This window comes from Christiangramia crocea (assembly GCF_022410465.1).
Lineage (GTDB): Bacteria > Bacteroidota > Bacteroidia > Flavobacteriales > Flavobacteriaceae > Christiangramia > Christiangramia crocea.
Genome location: NZ_JAJSON010000030.1, coordinates 103,363 through 118,988 on the forward strand (window position 1 = coordinate 103,363; position 15,626 = coordinate 118,988).

A 15,626-nucleotide genomic window follows, 5' to 3' on the forward strand; every position below is an offset into this window, starting at 1 on the left:
GCGATATGAAAAACGGGAATTCTTCAGAAAAGGTGGTGCTTATCACCGGCGCTTCTTCCGGAATTGGAAAATCCACCGCGACCTATTTAAGTGATAATGGATACAAGGTCTATGGAACCAGCAGGAAACCCCAGAATTCATCAGAACATACCTTCAATTTTGTTCAGCTTGATGTTGTTGATAAGAACAGTATTGAAAATGCCGTTTCAGAAGTTTATGAAAAGGAAGGACGCATAGATATTCTTATAAACAATGCCGGTATGGGAATTACCGGGCCAATAGAGGAGATCCCGGAAGAGGAAATGAAAAGGGTTTTTGAAACCAATTATTTTGGTCCTCTTAATATGATCAAGAGAGTTTTGCCCATCATGCGTAACCAAAAATCAGGATTGATTATAAATATCACTTCAATTGCAGGCTATATGGGGCTTCCATATCGTGGAATTTATTCTGCTACCAAAGGAGCTCTGGAGATCACAGCTGAGGCCTATCGAATGGAGCTGAAGCAATTTGGAATTAAAATGACCAATGTGGCTCCGGGAGATTTTGCTACTAATATTGCCTCTGGAAGGTATCATGCACCTGTTAAAACGGGGTCCCCTTACGAAGAAGTTTACGGCAATACTCTTAAGTTAATGGATGAGCACGTAGATGCCGGAAAGGATCCGCAGTCTATTGCCAGGAAAATCTATGAGATCATAAATACGCCAGATCCCAAGGTGCATTATAAAGTAGGGGAGAGGCTGCAGAAGATATCTGTGAAGCTAAAGGCCTTATTACCAGATAAACTTTACGAGAAAATGCTGATGAAGCATTATAAATTGTAATTTTACTACTCAGAAAAAAATAGATTATTATAATCTCGATATTATAAATTTTAATTAAAACACAACTATGAAATTTTTTATTGATACCGCCAATCTTGACCAGATAAAAGAAGCTCAGGATCTGGGTGTCCTGGATGGAGTAACTACCAATCCTTCGTTGATGGCCAAAGAAGGGATCACCGGCAAGGATAATATATTCAAACACTACAAAAAGATCTGTGATCTTGTTGATGGTGATGTAAGTGCCGAGGTGATCGCAACAGATTTCGATGGTATTGTTAGAGAAGGGGAGGAACTTGCTGAACTGCATGACCAGATTGTGGTTAAGGTTCCGATGATAAAGGACGGAGTGAAGGCCTTGAAATATTTCAGCGATAAAGGAATCAAGACAAACTGTACCCTTGTTTTTTCTGCAGGGCAGGCGATCCTGGCTGCAAAAGCCGGGGCTACCTATGTTTCTCCTTTTATTGGAAGATTGGATGATATTTCTACAAATGGTCTGGACCTGATTGCAGATATCAGGTTGATATATGACAACTATGGGTATGAAACAGAAATCCTTGCTGCTTCGATTAGACATACCATACATGTACTTGAATGTGCCAAGATAGGTTCCGATGTCATGACGGGCCCGCTTTCTTCTATAGAGGGGCTATTGAAACATCCATTAACAGATATTGGGCTGGAAAAGTTCCTGGCAGATTATAAGAAAGGTAATCAGTAATCTTAAGGATTGCTGCCAGACATTAAAAAAGGCTGCATTTGCAGCCTTTTTTATTTATTCAGAAATTCAAGAAGATCTTCTTCAAACTCGGGGCTTCCCAGTTGTATATCTCCACGAACTATGGTTCCGTCGGGGGAGATAAATAAAACCTTGTTAAGGTATTTTTTATAAGTCTCTTTGCTGGCTTTCCTACGCGCGATCTGATACTCCTGATCCTTATCGTAGCCATAAGTCTCAATTGTCCTTAACCATTCTTCTCTTTCACCCATGTCTATATTAACCCCTATAAAGTCAAGTTCAGGATATTTTTCCTTAAGGTCACCAATGATGTTGTGTTGCCATCTATGATGGGCCGGGGCATACAGGGACCAGGCATAGGTGATGGTGGGACCATTTATAACCTCGCCATATCTTATAACCTTTCCGTCTGTATTTTCAGCCATAACATCCTGCATTGAATTGCCTACAAAATAATCCTTTTGTATCCCTGCGAGGTGCTTGGCGCTTTCAATATTGCTGTAATCTATGTTATTGAGGAGGTTGAGTATAGAGTCTATACGGCTTTCGTTCTCTGCCATCGTGATGGCCTGCGCAGCCAGCCGGTCTATAAATTCATTCTTTAATGACTTAATATTTGAAAGGGAATCTATAAGAATGATCCTGCGTTTAATATTTTGGAAAGTGTTGATGTTGTAGCATTTTCTTTTATCCTTATGAAATTCCCGGCAATGTTCAATAGACTTCGTTCTGAGATAATCATCGATGAGATTGGTGTAGACGTAATAGTCCTGCATCTCCTCATTATTAAAATCGATGTTCTCCCTGTAGGCAGTGAAATCTGCAGGCATTTTATTAGCAACCCCTCTGTTGTATTTTTTTACCAAAAAAGCGTAACGTTCTCTAAGGTCATAATATTCATAATATATACTTGCCCTGGCAATTTTAAGAAACTCCTCAGAGAATTCATTCCTGTCTTTTAAATCTTCCAGTTTTTGAAGCCGTTGTTCTCTGATGGAATCGGTTATTCTAGCGAATTTTTCTGGCTCTATATTGTAGTTATTAATAACATAATCGTTATTCTTCTGATTTTTCAGGAACATTTCCAAAAGGAAATTACTCTTTTCTGAACCGTCCCCGCTAAAATTGAGTGATTCGTCGAAAGAGAGGGTATTTAGCCAGATGATAATGCTGTCACCTGGTTCAATGTACATGATCTGGCTTTCGGGTGGGTGTCTGAAGGTGTAAATCCCGCTTTCGAGATCCTGAAAATCCTTGCCGAACTGGTTTTCTTCATCGAGAAAAAGTGTATCTATGGTTTCATTTTCTTTGGAAAGTACAACGTAATCGGTTTCAGGGTTATTGATCTGCCCGCCAAGAAAAATATTACTGGATTCTACGGAATTATCCTTGCATCCCGTGAATAATAGTCCACAGCATAATAAAAAGTAAAATAGATTCTTCATTCGGTGTATTGGGCCTAAAGGGCCTCTTCGATTGCCCCAATTTTTAACAAATATAGATGCTCCCTCATGTCAGCGATGTTAAGCGGGCGTTAAATCAAATATTTAAAACGTTAATCTTTCTTAGTAATGCTGATTATAACTACTTTTGCAAAAAATTAATTCAATTTATGCTTTCAGTATCAAACCTTTCTGTACAGTTTGGAAAACGTGTTTTGTTTGATGAGGTTAATACAGCCTTTACTCAGGGTAATTGCTATGGGATCATCGGTGCCAATGGGGCCGGAAAATCTACATTCTTAAAGATATTATCTGGTAAATCAGATCCTACTTCAGGTCATGTTCATCTTGAGCCGGGAAAAAGAATGTCGGTACTTGAACAGAACCACAACCTTTATGATGATTACCCGGTGTTGGAAACCGTTATGAGAGGTAATAAGCCGATGTTTGATGTGAAAACAGAAATAGATGCATTGTATGCTGATTATTCTGATGAGAATGCCGAACGTATTGGAGAGCTGCAAACTGCTTTTGAAGAGATGGATGGATGGAATGCCGAGAGTAATGCTGCTGCCTTACTTTCAAATCTCGGGATTAAAGAAGAGCTTCATTATTCTCAGATGAAAGACCTTGACGGAAAACAGAAAGTAAGGGTGCTTCTGGCTCAGGCTTTATTTGGTAATCCGGATGTGCTTATTATGGATGAACCTACTAACGATCTGGATTATGAAACTATCAGCTGGCTGGAGAATTTCCTGGCGAATTATGAGAATACGGTGATCGTGGTTTCCCACGACCGTCACTTCCTTGATGCGGTTTGTACGCATATTTCTGATATAGATTTTGGGAAGATCAATCATTTTAGTGGTAACTATACTTTCTGGTATGAATCCTCACAGCTTGCCGCAAGGCAACGCGCACAACAGAATAAGAAGGCTGAAGAGAAGAAAAAAGAGCTTCAGGAGTTCATTCAGCGATTTAGTGCGAACGTGGCTAAAAGTAAGCAGGCTACGTCCAGAAAGAAGATGATCGAGAAGCTGAATATCGATGAGATCAAGCCTTCAAGCCGGAGATATCCTGCCATCATTTTTGAAAGAGAGCGTGAGGCGGGAGATCAGATACTCAATATAGAAAATCTTGAAGCAAGCTTGGAAGGGGAGACACTTTTCAGGAATGTGGATATCAACCTTGCAAAAGGAGATAAGGTTGTTGTTTTTTCAAAAGATTCAAGAGCAACTACTGCATTTTATGAGATCATTAATGGAAAGCAGGAACCTGTAAACGGCAAATTTCAATGGGGAGTTACCACTTCTCAATCTTACCTTCCTGCAGATAATTCAGAATTCTTTGATAATGACCTTACCCTGGTTGACTGGCTGCGCCAATGGGCCAAGACGGAAGAGGAAAGAGAGGAAGTTTACATCCGCGGATTTCTTGGTAAAATGCTATTCAGTGGTGAAGAGGCATTAAAAACCTGCAGGGTTCTTTCAGGAGGAGAAAAGGTTCGTTGTATGCTTAGCCGGATGATGATGCTTCGTGCTAATGTTTTGATGTTAGATGAGCCTACCAACCACCTGGACCTTGAATCTATCACGGCATTCAACAACTCACTGAAGAACTTTAAAGGAACTGTACTTTTCACAACCCACGATCATGAGTTTGCACAAACCGTGGCGAATCGCGTAATCGAACTTACTCCGGGAGGAGTGATAGACAGATATCTAACATTTGACGATTATATGAGCGACAAGAATATCAAGGCTCAGAGAGAGAAAATGTACTCGATTGAAGCTTAATATTATTAAATAATATAAATGAAAAAGCCCCACGCATTGCAGCCTGGGGCTTTTTTCTGGCTATCAAACAAATGTTCTAGAATATCCCACCGCCTCCGGTTTCATTTTCGTCGCGGTTTTTACGCTTAAAAGCTCTGTTTTTTCCTCCCCCGAATCTGTAAGAAAATCCGAGATATACGTTCTGTGTTTCCCCTTTGAACCTTCCTTCCTGTTTAAAAGGTCTTCCATCATATACACTGAATTCCTGTGTATTGAATACATCATTAAAATTCAGGCTAAGGGTTGCTTTGTCATCTTTTAGGAAGGAGTATCTGGCGCCAAGATTCGTGAAGTACATTGGATCCATATCTAACTGTAGATCGCGATTTTTACTTCGGTAAAATGCGAATAAGGAAAAACTCAAAGATTCTGTAGCCTTAAAATTATGGTTGGTTCGGAATGTATAGGCCTTATTATCAATTTCAATAAACTCAGTTCCGGCAACTCCCTTTAAAGTCTGACCATAAAGTTCCAGAGAGGTGTTAGTGCTCCACCAGTCGGTGAATTTATAATTTGTTGAGAATTCCACTCCGTAAGAATCATTAGTATCAAAGTTAGCGAAGGTTAGTAAGAGAGACCCGGGCTCACCTTCAACCGCATTGAAAACCTGGTTGATCTGATCTACCGTTCTGCGGAAGAAAACTCCGGCGGTGGCACTTCCTTTTTTCTTAAAATTTCTTGTGTAATTAAGCTCGAATGAATTTGTGAACTGGGGCCTTAATTCGGGATTACCGGCAACAGTAAGCCTTGGAGAGCTTACTTCTCTTATAGGGTTCACCTGACCAAATCCTGGTCTGTCCACCCTTCGACTGTAACTGAACTGATATGTGTTCCTTTCGCCGGGAGTATAATTAAGAAAACCTGACGGATATACGGTAAAGTAATCGTCTTCATAGACTTTTTCTCCATCGTAGGTTGCATCTACATTAAAGTTTTCCAACCTGGCTCCAAGTTGATATGACCATTTTTCGAAGTTCTGGCCAAAGGTGGTATAAAAACTATAGATATCTCGATTATACTGATAATCTGAATCTGAAAAATCCGGGTTAGTAGAATTATAGTCATTATCAGTATCTAAAAGTCTGGCTTCAGCACCCATTTCCAGTTTCGATTTTTCGCTTAGAGGATTCACATAATCGATATTAGCGTTGATATTCTCCCGGGATTCTGTAACAAGGTCTTCATAAGGATTAAAGTCAAGTTCGGTGTTTCTGAAGCTTACAGAAGTGTTTTCTTCTTCGTCGAACGTATTATAGTCCAACTCAAACTGAATATCATGTCCTTCTTTTTCAAAATCATGATCGTAAAGAAAATTATAACTTGAATTGGTATTGTTAAAGTTCAGGTCGAGTAATTGAGTGAGGTTTCTGGATGGATCATTTTCATCCATAACAGAGATGTAACCGTATGGGCCACCTTCAAAATCATTCTGATTGGTGTAAAATGAGAAGGTGTTTTTTTCATCAAGATAGAAATCAACTCCTATTTTATACAGGTAAGATTCTCTCTGATTAACTACATCAAACTGCTGTCTTGTGTTTTGTTCGGGAAGGTAAATTCTTCCTCCAAATCCATTTTTTCCAAAGTTACTGCCCAGGTTCGTGTAAAAATTGAATTTCCCGGTACGGTAATTCATATTCACAGTACCATTGAACCTCGTATGTTCTCCTACGGTAAGTCCTGTATTAAGGTCTCCGTTAAAGCCCTGATTGGCATTCTTGTGAAGAACAATATTGATGATCCCGCTCATTCCTTCAGGATTATACTTTGCTGAAGGGTTGGTGATCAATTCGATGCTTTTTATTGAGGTTGAAGGGATTTGTTTTAATATTTGAGCCGGATCCATGTTGGTTGGCTTTCCATCTACGAGTATGCGAACATTGGAATTTCCACGCAAGGAAATATTCCCGTCCTGGTCCACATTCACAGATGGTATGTTCACCATGATCTCTGAAGCACTCGCTCCGGTGGTCATAAGATCCTTTCCGATATTGATTACTTTCCGGTCAACGCGCTGTTCGATGGTTGTTCTTTCGGCTACCACCACGGTCTCATCAAGCATGGCTACATCGGGTTCAAGTTTGATGACTCCAATTTCGATCTTTTCATTATTCCTGTCTATATGAACCTCTTTGGAATAGGTCTTATAGCCTATAAACTGGATTTTAAAAATATAATCCCCGGCTTTTATATTGTCTATAAGAAAGCTTCCGTCTTCAGAAGAAGTGATCCCGGTAACGAGGTTGCCTTCCATATCATTAATAATAATAGTAGCATAAGGGATAGGTTCATTTAACTGCTGATCGATCACGGAGCCGGAGATTTTGCCCACAGGATCGTTAAATGCCATACTTAGGGTCGATGTAAAAAGTAAAAAACTTAAGATTAACTGTTTCATTTTTGATTGATTTGATGATTAATATGTTTAACAAGTTACTTTGCAATACATAATAGATGAATACAATAAGGCAAAAAAAGCAAATGCCTGTACTATAAAGACGACCAAAAATAAATTTCGTTACATTTTTAAGAAAAAAAGCCTGCATCTCGGTGAGGAAATGCAGGCATGGCAAAATCATCGGTATTAACACTAACCATCAAATTTTAATAGGATGATTCTGCAAGGGCCGGTCCTCAGTCTAAAGACTATTCTTGTTTAAGAATGTTACACTATATTTTATGTAACTTTGAAATATGAAGAAAAAAACCCTTGTGCTTGGTGCCTCTTTGAATCCTGCCCGCTATTCAAATCTTGCCATTAACAGGCTTGTTAAGCACGGGCAACCCACAGTTGCGATAGGATTGAGAAAAGGAAGTGTGAATGGTGTTGATATAGAGACAGAAAAACTTCCTTTTAAAAGTGTGGATACCATAACTCTGTATCTTAATGCAAAACGGCAAAAAGAGTATTATGATTATATACTTTCCCTGCAGCCGAAAAGGGTAATCTTCAATCCGGGAACCGAAAATCCTGAATTATACGATCTTCTTAGAAAAAATGGGATCCGTTTTGAGAATGCCTGTACTTTAGTCATGCTTTCCACTCACCAGTACTAGACCTAAAAAGGTTAAGAAACCATTAAGTATCAGAATAAAGAAACCAAATTCGAATCCGAACCATACCAGGCTATTAACGCTTATAATGTAGGAGAGGACGGGGGCCGCAATTGCAATTACAGGTACCAGTTTATCTTTTACACTCCATTTTGTAAATAATCCAAACGCATATAGCCCCAGTAAAGGTCCATAGGTATAACCTGCAAACTGGAAAAGTTTATTGATAACACTCTTGTCTGCGATCGCATATTTGAAAGCCAGCATCACCAGGACCAGCAATACCGAGATTGCCACATGTATCTGCTTTCTTATACGAACCTGTTTTTGTTCGTCATACTTCTTTTCAATATCCAGAATATCAATGCTAAAGGAGGTAGTAAGTGAGGTCAAAGCGCTGTCTGCACTTGAATATGCTGCGGCGATCAATCCCAGTATAAAGAAGACTGCCACGGCAAAGCCCAGGTCACCGCTGGTTGCAATGGCCGGGAACAGATCGTCTTTCTGTTCGGTAATTCCATTCAGATCGGCATAATCGGTAAGTAATACCCCAAGGGCTAGGAATAGGAAATTCACAAAAACCAGAACTATCGTGAACCAGAACATGTTCTTTTGGGCATCCTTAAGGTTGCGACAGGTAAGGTTCTTCTGCATCATATCCTGATCCAGGCCTGTCATCACAATGGCTATAAAAGCCCCGGATAAAAACTGTTTCACAAAATGATCCTTGCTTTTCCAATCTTCAAAAAAGAATATTTGTGAGTGCTCACTTTCCGATAAATAGCCCAGCAGATTGCTTACGGAGAACCCGAGATCTTCAGAAATAAAATAGATGGTTATGCCCAGGGCCAGCAGCATAAAAAAGGTTTGAAGTGTGTCTGTCCAGACAATCGTTTTTATTCCGCTTCTAAAAGTGTAAAGCCATATGAGAAGGATTGTAATGGATACGGTTACGTAATAAGGCACACCCATTGAATCGAAGACGATAAGCTGAAGCACATTTGCCACGAGGAACAGCCTGAAACTTGCTCCCACCACTCTTGATAACAGGAAAAAAGAGGCACCGGTTTTATAAGATGCATTCCCAAACCTGCTTTCCAAATATGTATAAATGGAAGTAAGGTTCATTTTATAATAAAGCGGGAGTAAGACCTGACCTATAACGGCATAACCCACAGTATATCCCAGAACTACCTGGAAATAACTGAAAGAATCTGCCTCTACCGTTCCCGGAATGGAGATAAAGGTAATTCCGCTTAATGAGGCACCTATCATTCCGAATGCTACAAGATACCAAGGCGCCTGTTTGTTCGCTTTAAAGAATTCGGCATTACTGCCTCCCCTTCCTGTAAAATAAGAGATTAGAATGAGCACTGCAAAATAGGCGGCTACAAGAATGAGGACTTGGTATGGTTGCATAAGCAGGTATTATGCGGGGCAATTTACAAATTAAGCTTTAAGTAATCTCATCAGTCAAAAAAATCATAAATTTGCGTATGGATTTTTCTTCAAAATTACTGGAGCAGGCGGTCGATGAAATGTCACAAATGCCGGGAATCGGAAAGCGCACTGCACTTAGGCTGGTACTGCATTTACTCAGGCAGCCGGAGGAACAAACCATTCAGCTTGCAGATGCTCTTAAAAACCTTCGGAAGAATATAAAACTCTGCAGAAACTGCTACAATATCAGTGATACTGAACTATGTGAAATATGCGCTAATGCTTCAAGATCTTCGGAAATAGTTTGTGTTGTTGAGGATATTCGCGACGTGATGGCCATAGAGAATACGGGCCAGTACAGGGGGCATTACCATGTTCTGGGAGGTAAGATAAGTCCGATGGATGGAGTAGGGCCTTCTCAGTTGAACATAAAGCCACTTATCGAAAAAGTCTTGCAGGGAAAGGTGGAAGAGATCATTTTTGCATTAAGCAGTACTCTGGAAGGAGACACTACCAATTTCTATATATTCAAACAACTTGAAGGCACTAATATTAAAACTTCTACCATAGCCCGTGGAATTTCGGTGGGTGATGAACTGGAATATGCCGATGAGGTCACGCTGGGAAGAAGTATCACTAACAGGATTCCTTTCGAAAATTCAATGAAAGGATAGGATTTTTTTAGGTCCGGGGTCTTCTTTTTCTTTTAAAAAGTCTCAAAGTTTTTCAATTCCGTGCCTGAAATCGTAATTTTAGCCTGATTTATTATAGAGGCTCTGACTATAAAAAATTCAGAATAAATCAATTTTATTGATTTTTTAATATTTATTAAGCGGTGTTTTGATTAAATTCGCAACAGAAATAACTAAAATCACATCCGATTTAAAGATATGGCAAAATTTGAACTAAAGTTGCCCAAAATGGGCGAAAGCGTTGCTGAAGCGACCATTACTAGTTGGCTAAAGGAAGTTGGGGATACGATAGAAATGGATGAACCGGTACTTGAAATTGCTACCGATAAGGTAGATAGTGAAGTACCCAGCGAGGTAGATGGGAAACTTGTTGAAAAGCTTTTTGAGACCGATGATGTGGTTCAGGTGGGACAAACCATAGCTATTATTGAGACAGATAGTGAGGTTGAGGAACCTGCCGCTCTTGATATTGAAGATGAACCGGCAGAAGTGACAGAAGTGGAGGAAACAGTAGAGCAGGCTAAAGCCACGGTTTCAACTTCTGCCAGTGAAGATTATTCAGATTCTTCCAGATTTTATTCTCCGCTGGTTAAGAATATAGCCAAAGAGGAAGGGATCTCTCTTGAAGAACTTGAAAAAATAGAAGGTACCGGGAAAGAAGGTCGTGTCACGAAGAATGATATCCTTGATTATGTAGAGAATCGGGACAAGAAGGACCAGGCGGCATCTGCCTCTGGAAAATCTGTTGAAACCAGTGACCTGGAGTCAAAAGTTTCTCAACAGCCAGAACCTGTGGTCAGTGGTGAAGATCAGATCATTGAGATGAGCAGAATGGGTAAAATGATCGCTCATCATATGGTGCAGAGTATACAAACTTCAGCCCACGTACAGTCATTTATAGAAGTGGATGTTACAAATATCTGGAACTGGAGAAATAAACATAAGGATGCTTTTCAGAAACAAGAGGGGGAAAAGCTAACCTTTACACCTATATTTATGGAAGCGGTTGCCAAGGCGATACGTGATTTTCCTATGGTCAATATTTCGGTGAATGAAGATGTGACCAAAGTCATTAAAAAGAAAGATATCAATCTTGGAATGGCAGCAGCACTTCCCGACGGGAACCTTATCGTTCCTGTGATCAGGAATGCAGACAGGCTGAATTTGGTAGGTATGGCTAAAGCGGTAAACGATCTTGCCGCCCGTGCAAGAAAAAATAAATTAAAGCCTGATGAGATCCAGGGAGGAACCTATACCGTTACTAATGTGGGAACATTTGGTAGTATTATGGGAACTCCGATCATCAATCAGCCACAGGTTGGTATCCTTGCTCTTGGAGCCATAAGAAAGATGCCATCGGTGATAGAAACTCCTGAAGGTGATTTTATAGGAATACGTTATAAAATGATCCTTTCACACAGCTATGATCACAGGGTGGTGAACGGAGCTCTTGGCGGGCAGTTTGTACAGCGAGTGGCACAATACCTTGAAGGTTTTGATAAAGACAGGGAGATTTAACTGCCTTTTTAATAATATTCTGAAAGCCACGTTATGCGTGGCTTTTTTTATTTCCGGTTCCAAAATTCTCCTTAAATCCTGAGCCTTGTCATATCCGGACTATTAAATTATACTAACTTTACAAAAATTTTTTAAAAATGGACCTCAAGCTTACCAAGCCAATTTGTTTTTTTGATCTTGAAACTACGGGAACCAATATTACTAATGACAGAATCGTTGAAATTGCCATCCTAAAAGTTTTTCCTAACGGAAATAAAGAAAGTCATACCTGGCTGGTGAACCCTGAGCGGCCTATTCCCGCTGAAGTGGTTGCCATACATGGTATTTCAGATGAAAAGGTGGCAAACGAGCCCACTTTCAAAGAACTGGCATCCAGGGTATATGATCTCATAAAAGGCTGTGACCTAGCTGGATATAACTCCAATAGGTTCGATATTCCACTTCTGGTAGAGGAGTTGCTTAGAGCAGGGATAGATTTCGAGATGAAAAATGTAGTGGCGGTAGACGTACAAACCATATTTCATAAGAAGGAACAAAGAACGCTGTCTGCGGCTTATCAATTCTACTGCGGAAAAAACCTGGAGGACGCTCATAGTGCCCAGGCAGATACCGAGGCTACCTACGAAGTGCTTAAATCACAACTCGATAAATATGAGGATCTTGAAAATGATATGAAATGGTTGTCAAATTTCAGCTCGAGGAAAAGATCGGCTGATTTTGCCGGATTTATAGCTTTTGATAAAAAAGGAAAAGAGGTCTTCACTTTTGGAAAATACAGGGGTAAGCATGTAGAAGATGTGCTGGAAGAGGAGCCGGGTTACTTTGGCTGGATACAGAATGCCGATTTCCCGCTTTACACAAAAAAGGTACTTACCGCCATAAAACTTCGTAAACTTAATAATAAACTGTCCTGATGAAGATCATTTGCGTTGGCAGAAATTATACAGAACACATAGAGGAATTAAATAATGAAAAGCCGGAAGATCCTGTATTGTTTCAAAAGCCTGATACGGCCATCCTGTTAAAGAAACAACCATTTTTTATTCCTGATTTTTCTGATGATATCCACTATGAAGTGGAGGTCCTGGTAAAGATCAAAAGAATAGGTAAACACATTCAGGAGAAATTTGCTCATAAATATTATGATGAAATTGGGCTTGGAATAGATTTTACCGCCAGAGATCTTCAGCAAAAATTAAAGGAAAAAGGCCTGCCCTGGGAAAAGGCCAAGGCTTTTGATGGTGCAGCAGTGGTGGGCAATAAATGGCTGGACAAGAAAGAACTGGGTGATGTTGACGATTTAAATTTTCGTCTGGAAAAGAATGATGATATCGTGCAGCAGGCCAGTACCTCCCATATGCTGTGGAAAATTGACGAATTAATTGCGTATATTTCGACGTATTTCACCCTGAAAATAGGGGATATAATTTTTACAGGTACACCGGCCGGAGTGGGAAAAGTTTATCCCGAAGATAGGTTAACCGGATACCTGGAAGGCAACAAAATCTTTTCTATCAAAGTAAAATAGTTATTGAATGAGCAACTACAATCTAGACGAAGTCAAAGAAATGGCAGGCGGTGATGAAGAATTCATGCTTGTCGTGGTACAAACTTTCCTTGAAGAGATTCCGCCAGATGTAGAGGCCATGAATGAGGCTATTGGGAATGACAATGCCAGCTTAGCCTATCAATATGCCCATAAGATGAAGCCAAACCTGCAGCTTTTCGGGTTGGAACTTATGGAACAGATACAGGTGATAGAGGCCTGGTCTAAACACGGCAAAAGAAAGGATGAAGTGCCAGAAGCAGCCGATAAGATCACCAAAAAGGTGGATGTGGCTGCTGCAGAACTGAAACAGGACTTTGACCTATAAAAGATGAAGGCTGAAATTATTACAATTGGAGATGAGATCCTCATCGGTCAGATTGTAGATACCAATTCGGCATTTCTTTCCAAAGAACTTAACAAGATAGGTGTAAGCGTTCATCAAATCACCTCAATTCAGGATGAACGTGAACATATACTTCAGAGTCTTAAAGAAGCCTCAGGGAGGGCAGATGTGATAATAGTAACCGGGGGCTTGGGTCCAACTAAGGATGATATCACCAAAAAATGCCTTTGTGAATTCTTTGATGACAAAATGGTCAGGAATAAAGAGGTCTTAAAGCACATTGAAGAACTTTTTGAGAAATATATAGATACTCCAATTTCAGATCTTAACCGCGACCAGGCATTAATACCTTCCAAAGCTACTGTTCTCCCTAATAAATATGGTACAGCAGCCGGAATGTGGTTTGAAAGGGAGGGTAAGGTTTTTATTTCAATGCCCGGAGTTCCGTACGAAATGAAGGAACTTACGAAAGATGAGGTGATTCCAAGGTTGATGAAGAACTTTTCAAGGCCTGTAATTTTACATAAAACAGTTATCACCTATGGGCTTGGGGAAAGTGCCCTTGCAGAAAAGATCGAGAGCTGGGAGAATAATCTGCCCAAAGAAATCAAACTTGCCTATTTACCCAATCTTGGAAAGGTAAGACTTCGACTCACCGCCCGTGGTGGTGATGAAGAATATTTGAAAAATCTTATTGATAGCCAGGTCACCGCTTTACATGAATTTATTGGAGATGTTATCTACGGTTATGAAGATGACGACCCTGTTGAGGTTGTAATTGCTAGAATGCTGGCTGAAAGAAGCTGGACATTATCGACGGCTGAAAGCTGTTCGGGGGGAAGGCTGGCTGTAAAATTCACCCGGGCTCCTGGATCTTCAGCCACTTTTAAAGGAAGTATAGTGAGTTATGCTACCGAGGCAAAGGAGGAACTTCTGGATGTTTCGGAAGAACTCATAAAAGAAAAATCCGTGGTAAGTGCTGAAGTGGCCGAAGCCATGGCCCTGGCCGCGCTTAGGAAATTCCATTCCGATTTTTCTATAGCTACTACCGGGAATGCCGGGCCCACCAAAGGAGATAGTGATGCCGAAATTGGAACGGTCTTTATTGCTATTGCCAGCCCGGAGGAAGTGTTCTCAGAAAAATTCATGTTTGGGAACCATCGGGAAAAGGTTATCGGGAAAACGGTAAATAAAGCCATGGAATTACTTCAGCAAACAATTATTAAATACCGGGATAGATCTTAAGTAAAATTTGCATTATTTTTGCCCGATTTGATAGGATTTTAGATCGGAGCTTAATTGCTTAAGCTTTGTTTCAGGCCTTTAGTGGCCCGTATTTTAGACAAAATAATTGGATGAAAGATTAGTCTAAATATTTTTTTTGAATTAGTTGCCTGTTAGGTAAAAAAATCGTTAATTTGCAGCCTGTTTTGAAATAACGAGAAAAGTATAGAGCAATGTCAAGAGTTTGTGAACTTACCGGGAAAAGAGCAATGGTTGGGAACAATGTTTCCCACGCCATGAATAAGACGAAGCGTAAATTTAACGCTAACCTTGTTAAAAAACGTTTTTTTATTCCTGAAGAAGACAGATGGGTCACTCTTAAAGTGAGTACTTCTGCATTAAAAGATATCAACAAGAAAGGAATCTCTGCCGTTATCAAAGAGGCGAGAGCAAAAGGATTTCTTAAGAAATAATCCGATAAAAAACATTCACAATGGCAAAGAAAGGTAACAGAGTTCAGGTAATCTTAGAATGTACAGAACACAAAGCATCTGGTCAACCAGGTACTTCAAGATATATTACAACAAAAAATAAAAAGAATACACCCGATAGAATAGAGTTGAAGAAATTCAATCCTATTCTTAAGAAAATGACGGTGCATAAAGAAATTAAATAATTTGAGTCATGGCAAAGAAATCAGTAGCATCTATTCAAACAGGATCTAAAAGGTTAACCAAAGCGATAAAAATGGTTAAATCTGAGAAAACCGGTGCCTACACTTTTGTAGAACAAATTATGGCTCCGGAAGACGTAAACGACTTTTTGAAGAAGTAAGAAGCTTCACAAACGATATTCATTTTTTAAAGAAGCCGTTCAGATTTAATCTGGACGGCTTTTTCTTTTTATGTATATTTATTGCCGCATTCTTAGAGGGTTTTAGCCTTCTTTTGTTTTTTAAAA

General features: G+C 39.8%; 16 protein-coding genes. 13 read left to right on the forward strand and 3 right to left on the reverse strand.

The window, feature by feature from the left end; translation table 11 throughout:
* Positions 1–5: 5 nt before the first annotated feature.
* Together LU635_RS16615 and fsa are read left to right on the forward strand one after the other, a co-directional pair.
* On the forward strand, positions 6–827 hold the full coding sequence (locus tag LU635_RS16615) for an SDR family oxidoreductase (protein WP_240100704.1): 822 nt from the start codon (positions 6–8) through the stop codon (positions 825–827).
* A gap of 67 nt (positions 828–894) precedes the next feature.
* Positions 895–1,551, forward strand: a complete 657-nt coding sequence (fsa, locus tag LU635_RS16620) for a fructose-6-phosphate aldolase (protein ID WP_240100706.1) — start codon at positions 895–897, stop codon at positions 1,549–1,551.
* A 50-nt stretch (positions 1,552–1,601) separates the two neighbouring features.
* Here fsa and LU635_RS16625 read toward each other — a convergent pair whose 3' ends face one another.
* Entirely contained in the window at positions 1,602–3,014 is a 1,413-nt protein-coding gene (locus tag LU635_RS16625) for a TlpA family protein disulfide reductase (protein ID WP_240100708.1), read from the reverse strand.
* Positions 3,015–3,181: 167 nt separating this feature from the next.
* Between LU635_RS16625 and LU635_RS16630 the strand changes: the two genes are divergently transcribed.
* On the forward strand, positions 3,182–4,807 hold the full coding sequence (locus LU635_RS16630) for an ABC-F family ATP-binding cassette domain-containing protein (RefSeq protein WP_240100710.1): 1,626 nt from the start codon (positions 3,182–3,184) through the stop codon (positions 4,805–4,807).
* A gap of 76 nt (positions 4,808–4,883) precedes the next feature.
* Here the strand turns inward: LU635_RS16630 and LU635_RS16635 are convergent, their stop codons facing one another.
* Positions 4,884–7,244, reverse strand: coding sequence for a TonB-dependent receptor (locus tag LU635_RS16635; protein WP_240100712.1), 2,361 nt, complete (start codon positions 7,242–7,244; stop codon positions 4,884–4,886).
* 296 nt (positions 7,245–7,540) lie between these two features.
* Here LU635_RS16635 and LU635_RS16640 point away from each other — a divergent pair, with 296 nt between their 5' ends.
* Positions 7,541–7,903, forward strand: coding sequence for a CoA-binding protein (locus LU635_RS16640; protein ID WP_240100714.1), 363 nt, complete (start codon positions 7,541–7,543; stop codon positions 7,901–7,903).
* On the opposite strand, the gene LU635_RS16645 is transcribed toward LU635_RS16640, so the two are convergent.
* Complete coding sequence (locus tag LU635_RS16645) at positions 7,874–9,319, reverse strand: sodium:solute symporter (protein WP_240100716.1); 1,446 nt, start codon at positions 9,317–9,319, stop codon at positions 7,874–7,876. The genes LU635_RS16640 and LU635_RS16645 overlap by 30 nt on opposite strands.
* Before the next feature lie 77 nt (positions 9,320–9,396).
* On the opposite strand from LU635_RS16645, the gene recR reads away from it, so the two are divergent.
* From recR to LU635_RS16690, 9 genes are all read left to right on the forward strand, one after another.
* On the forward strand, positions 9,397–10,014 hold the full coding sequence (gene recR / locus LU635_RS16650; protein WP_240100718.1) for a recombination mediator RecR: 618 nt from the start codon (positions 9,397–9,399) through the stop codon (positions 10,012–10,014).
* Between the two features lie 216 nt (positions 10,015–10,230).
* Entirely contained in the window at positions 10,231–11,550 is a 1,320-nt protein-coding gene (locus LU635_RS16655; protein ID WP_240100720.1) for a dihydrolipoamide acetyltransferase family protein, read from the forward strand.
* Positions 11,551–11,687: 137 nt separating this feature from the next.
* Positions 11,688–12,464 (forward strand): 3'-5' exonuclease, encoded by a 777-nt coding sequence (locus tag LU635_RS16660; RefSeq protein WP_240100722.1) that lies wholly within the window; start codon positions 11,688–11,690, stop codon positions 12,462–12,464.
* Positions 12,464–13,078, forward strand: coding sequence for a fumarylacetoacetate hydrolase family protein (locus tag LU635_RS16665; RefSeq protein ID WP_240100723.1), 615 nt, complete (start codon positions 12,464–12,466; stop codon positions 13,076–13,078). Before LU635_RS16660 ends, LU635_RS16665 begins: the two co-directional genes overlap by 1 nt.
* Before the next feature lie 7 nt (positions 13,079–13,085).
* Positions 13,086–13,424: an Hpt domain-containing protein gene (locus LU635_RS16670; protein WP_240100725.1), complete on the forward strand. Its 339-nt coding sequence runs from the start codon at positions 13,086–13,088 to the stop codon at positions 13,422–13,424.
* A 3-nt stretch (positions 13,425–13,427) separates the two neighbouring features.
* Positions 13,428–14,687, forward strand: coding sequence for a competence/damage-inducible protein A (locus tag LU635_RS16675; RefSeq protein WP_240100727.1), 1,260 nt, complete (start codon positions 13,428–13,430; stop codon positions 14,685–14,687).
* A 212-nt stretch (positions 14,688–14,899) separates the two neighbouring features.
* Positions 14,900–15,139, forward strand: coding sequence for a 50S ribosomal protein L28 (gene rpmB, locus LU635_RS16680; RefSeq protein ID WP_131396295.1), 240 nt, complete (start codon positions 14,900–14,902; stop codon positions 15,137–15,139).
* Positions 15,140–15,159: 20 nt separating this feature from the next.
* Positions 15,160–15,342: a 50S ribosomal protein L33 gene (rpmG, locus tag LU635_RS16685; RefSeq protein ID WP_140595061.1), complete on the forward strand. Its 183-nt coding sequence runs from the start codon at positions 15,160–15,162 to the stop codon at positions 15,340–15,342.
* Positions 15,343–15,350: 8 nt separating this feature from the next.
* Complete coding sequence (locus LU635_RS16690; RefSeq protein ID WP_084509775.1) at positions 15,351–15,500, forward strand: DUF4295 domain-containing protein; 150 nt, start codon at positions 15,351–15,353, stop codon at positions 15,498–15,500.
* Positions 15,501–15,626 lie beyond the last annotated feature (126 nt).

Excerpts from the sequence above, each read along its gene's own strand:
- LU635_RS16635 (WP_240100712.1), bottom strand. The coding sequence starts at position 7,244 with ATGAAACAGTTAATCTTAAGTTTTTTACTTTTTACATCGACCCTAAGT.
- LU635_RS16660 (WP_240100722.1), top strand. The coding sequence starts at position 11,688 with ATGGACCTCAAGCTTACCAAGCCAATTTGTTTTTTTGATCTTGAAACT.
- LU635_RS16625 (WP_240100708.1), bottom strand. The coding sequence starts at position 3,014 with ATGAAGAATCTATTTTACTTTTTATTATGCTGTGGACTATTATTCACG.
- LU635_RS16630 (WP_240100710.1), top strand. The coding sequence starts at position 3,182 with ATGCTTTCAGTATCAAACCTTTCTGTACAGTTTGGAAAACGTGTTTTG.
- LU635_RS16640 (WP_240100714.1), top strand. The coding sequence starts at position 7,541 with ATGAAGAAAAAAACCCTTGTGCTTGGTGCCTCTTTGAATCCTGCCCGC.
- LU635_RS16670 (WP_240100725.1), top strand. The coding sequence starts at position 13,086 with ATGAGCAACTACAATCTAGACGAAGTCAAAGAAATGGCAGGCGGTGAT.
- LU635_RS16675 (WP_240100727.1), top strand. The coding sequence starts at position 13,428 with ATGAAGGCTGAAATTATTACAATTGGAGATGAGATCCTCATCGGTCAG.
- recR (WP_240100718.1), top strand. The coding sequence starts at position 9,397 with ATGGATTTTTCTTCAAAATTACTGGAGCAGGCGGTCGATGAAATGTCA.
- LU635_RS16615 (WP_240100704.1), top strand. The coding sequence starts at position 6 with ATGAAAAACGGGAATTCTTCAGAAAAGGTGGTGCTTATCACCGGCGCT.
- fsa (WP_240100706.1), top strand. The coding sequence starts at position 895 with ATGAAATTTTTTATTGATACCGCCAATCTTGACCAGATAAAAGAAGCT.
- rpmB (WP_131396295.1), top strand. The coding sequence starts at position 14,900 with ATGTCAAGAGTTTGTGAACTTACCGGGAAAAGAGCAATGGTTGGGAAC.
- LU635_RS16665 (WP_240100723.1), top strand. The coding sequence starts at position 12,464 with ATGAAGATCATTTGCGTTGGCAGAAATTATACAGAACACATAGAGGAA.
- rpmG (WP_140595061.1), top strand. The coding sequence starts at position 15,160 with ATGGCAAAGAAAGGTAACAGAGTTCAGGTAATCTTAGAATGTACAGAA.
- LU635_RS16690 (WP_084509775.1), top strand. The coding sequence starts at position 15,351 with ATGGCAAAGAAATCAGTAGCATCTATTCAAACAGGATCTAAAAGGTTA.
- LU635_RS16645 (WP_240100716.1), bottom strand. The coding sequence starts at position 9,319 with ATGCAACCATACCAAGTCCTCATTCTTGTAGCCGCCTATTTTGCAGTG.
- LU635_RS16655 (WP_240100720.1), top strand. The coding sequence starts at position 10,231 with ATGGCAAAATTTGAACTAAAGTTGCCCAAAATGGGCGAAAGCGTTGCT.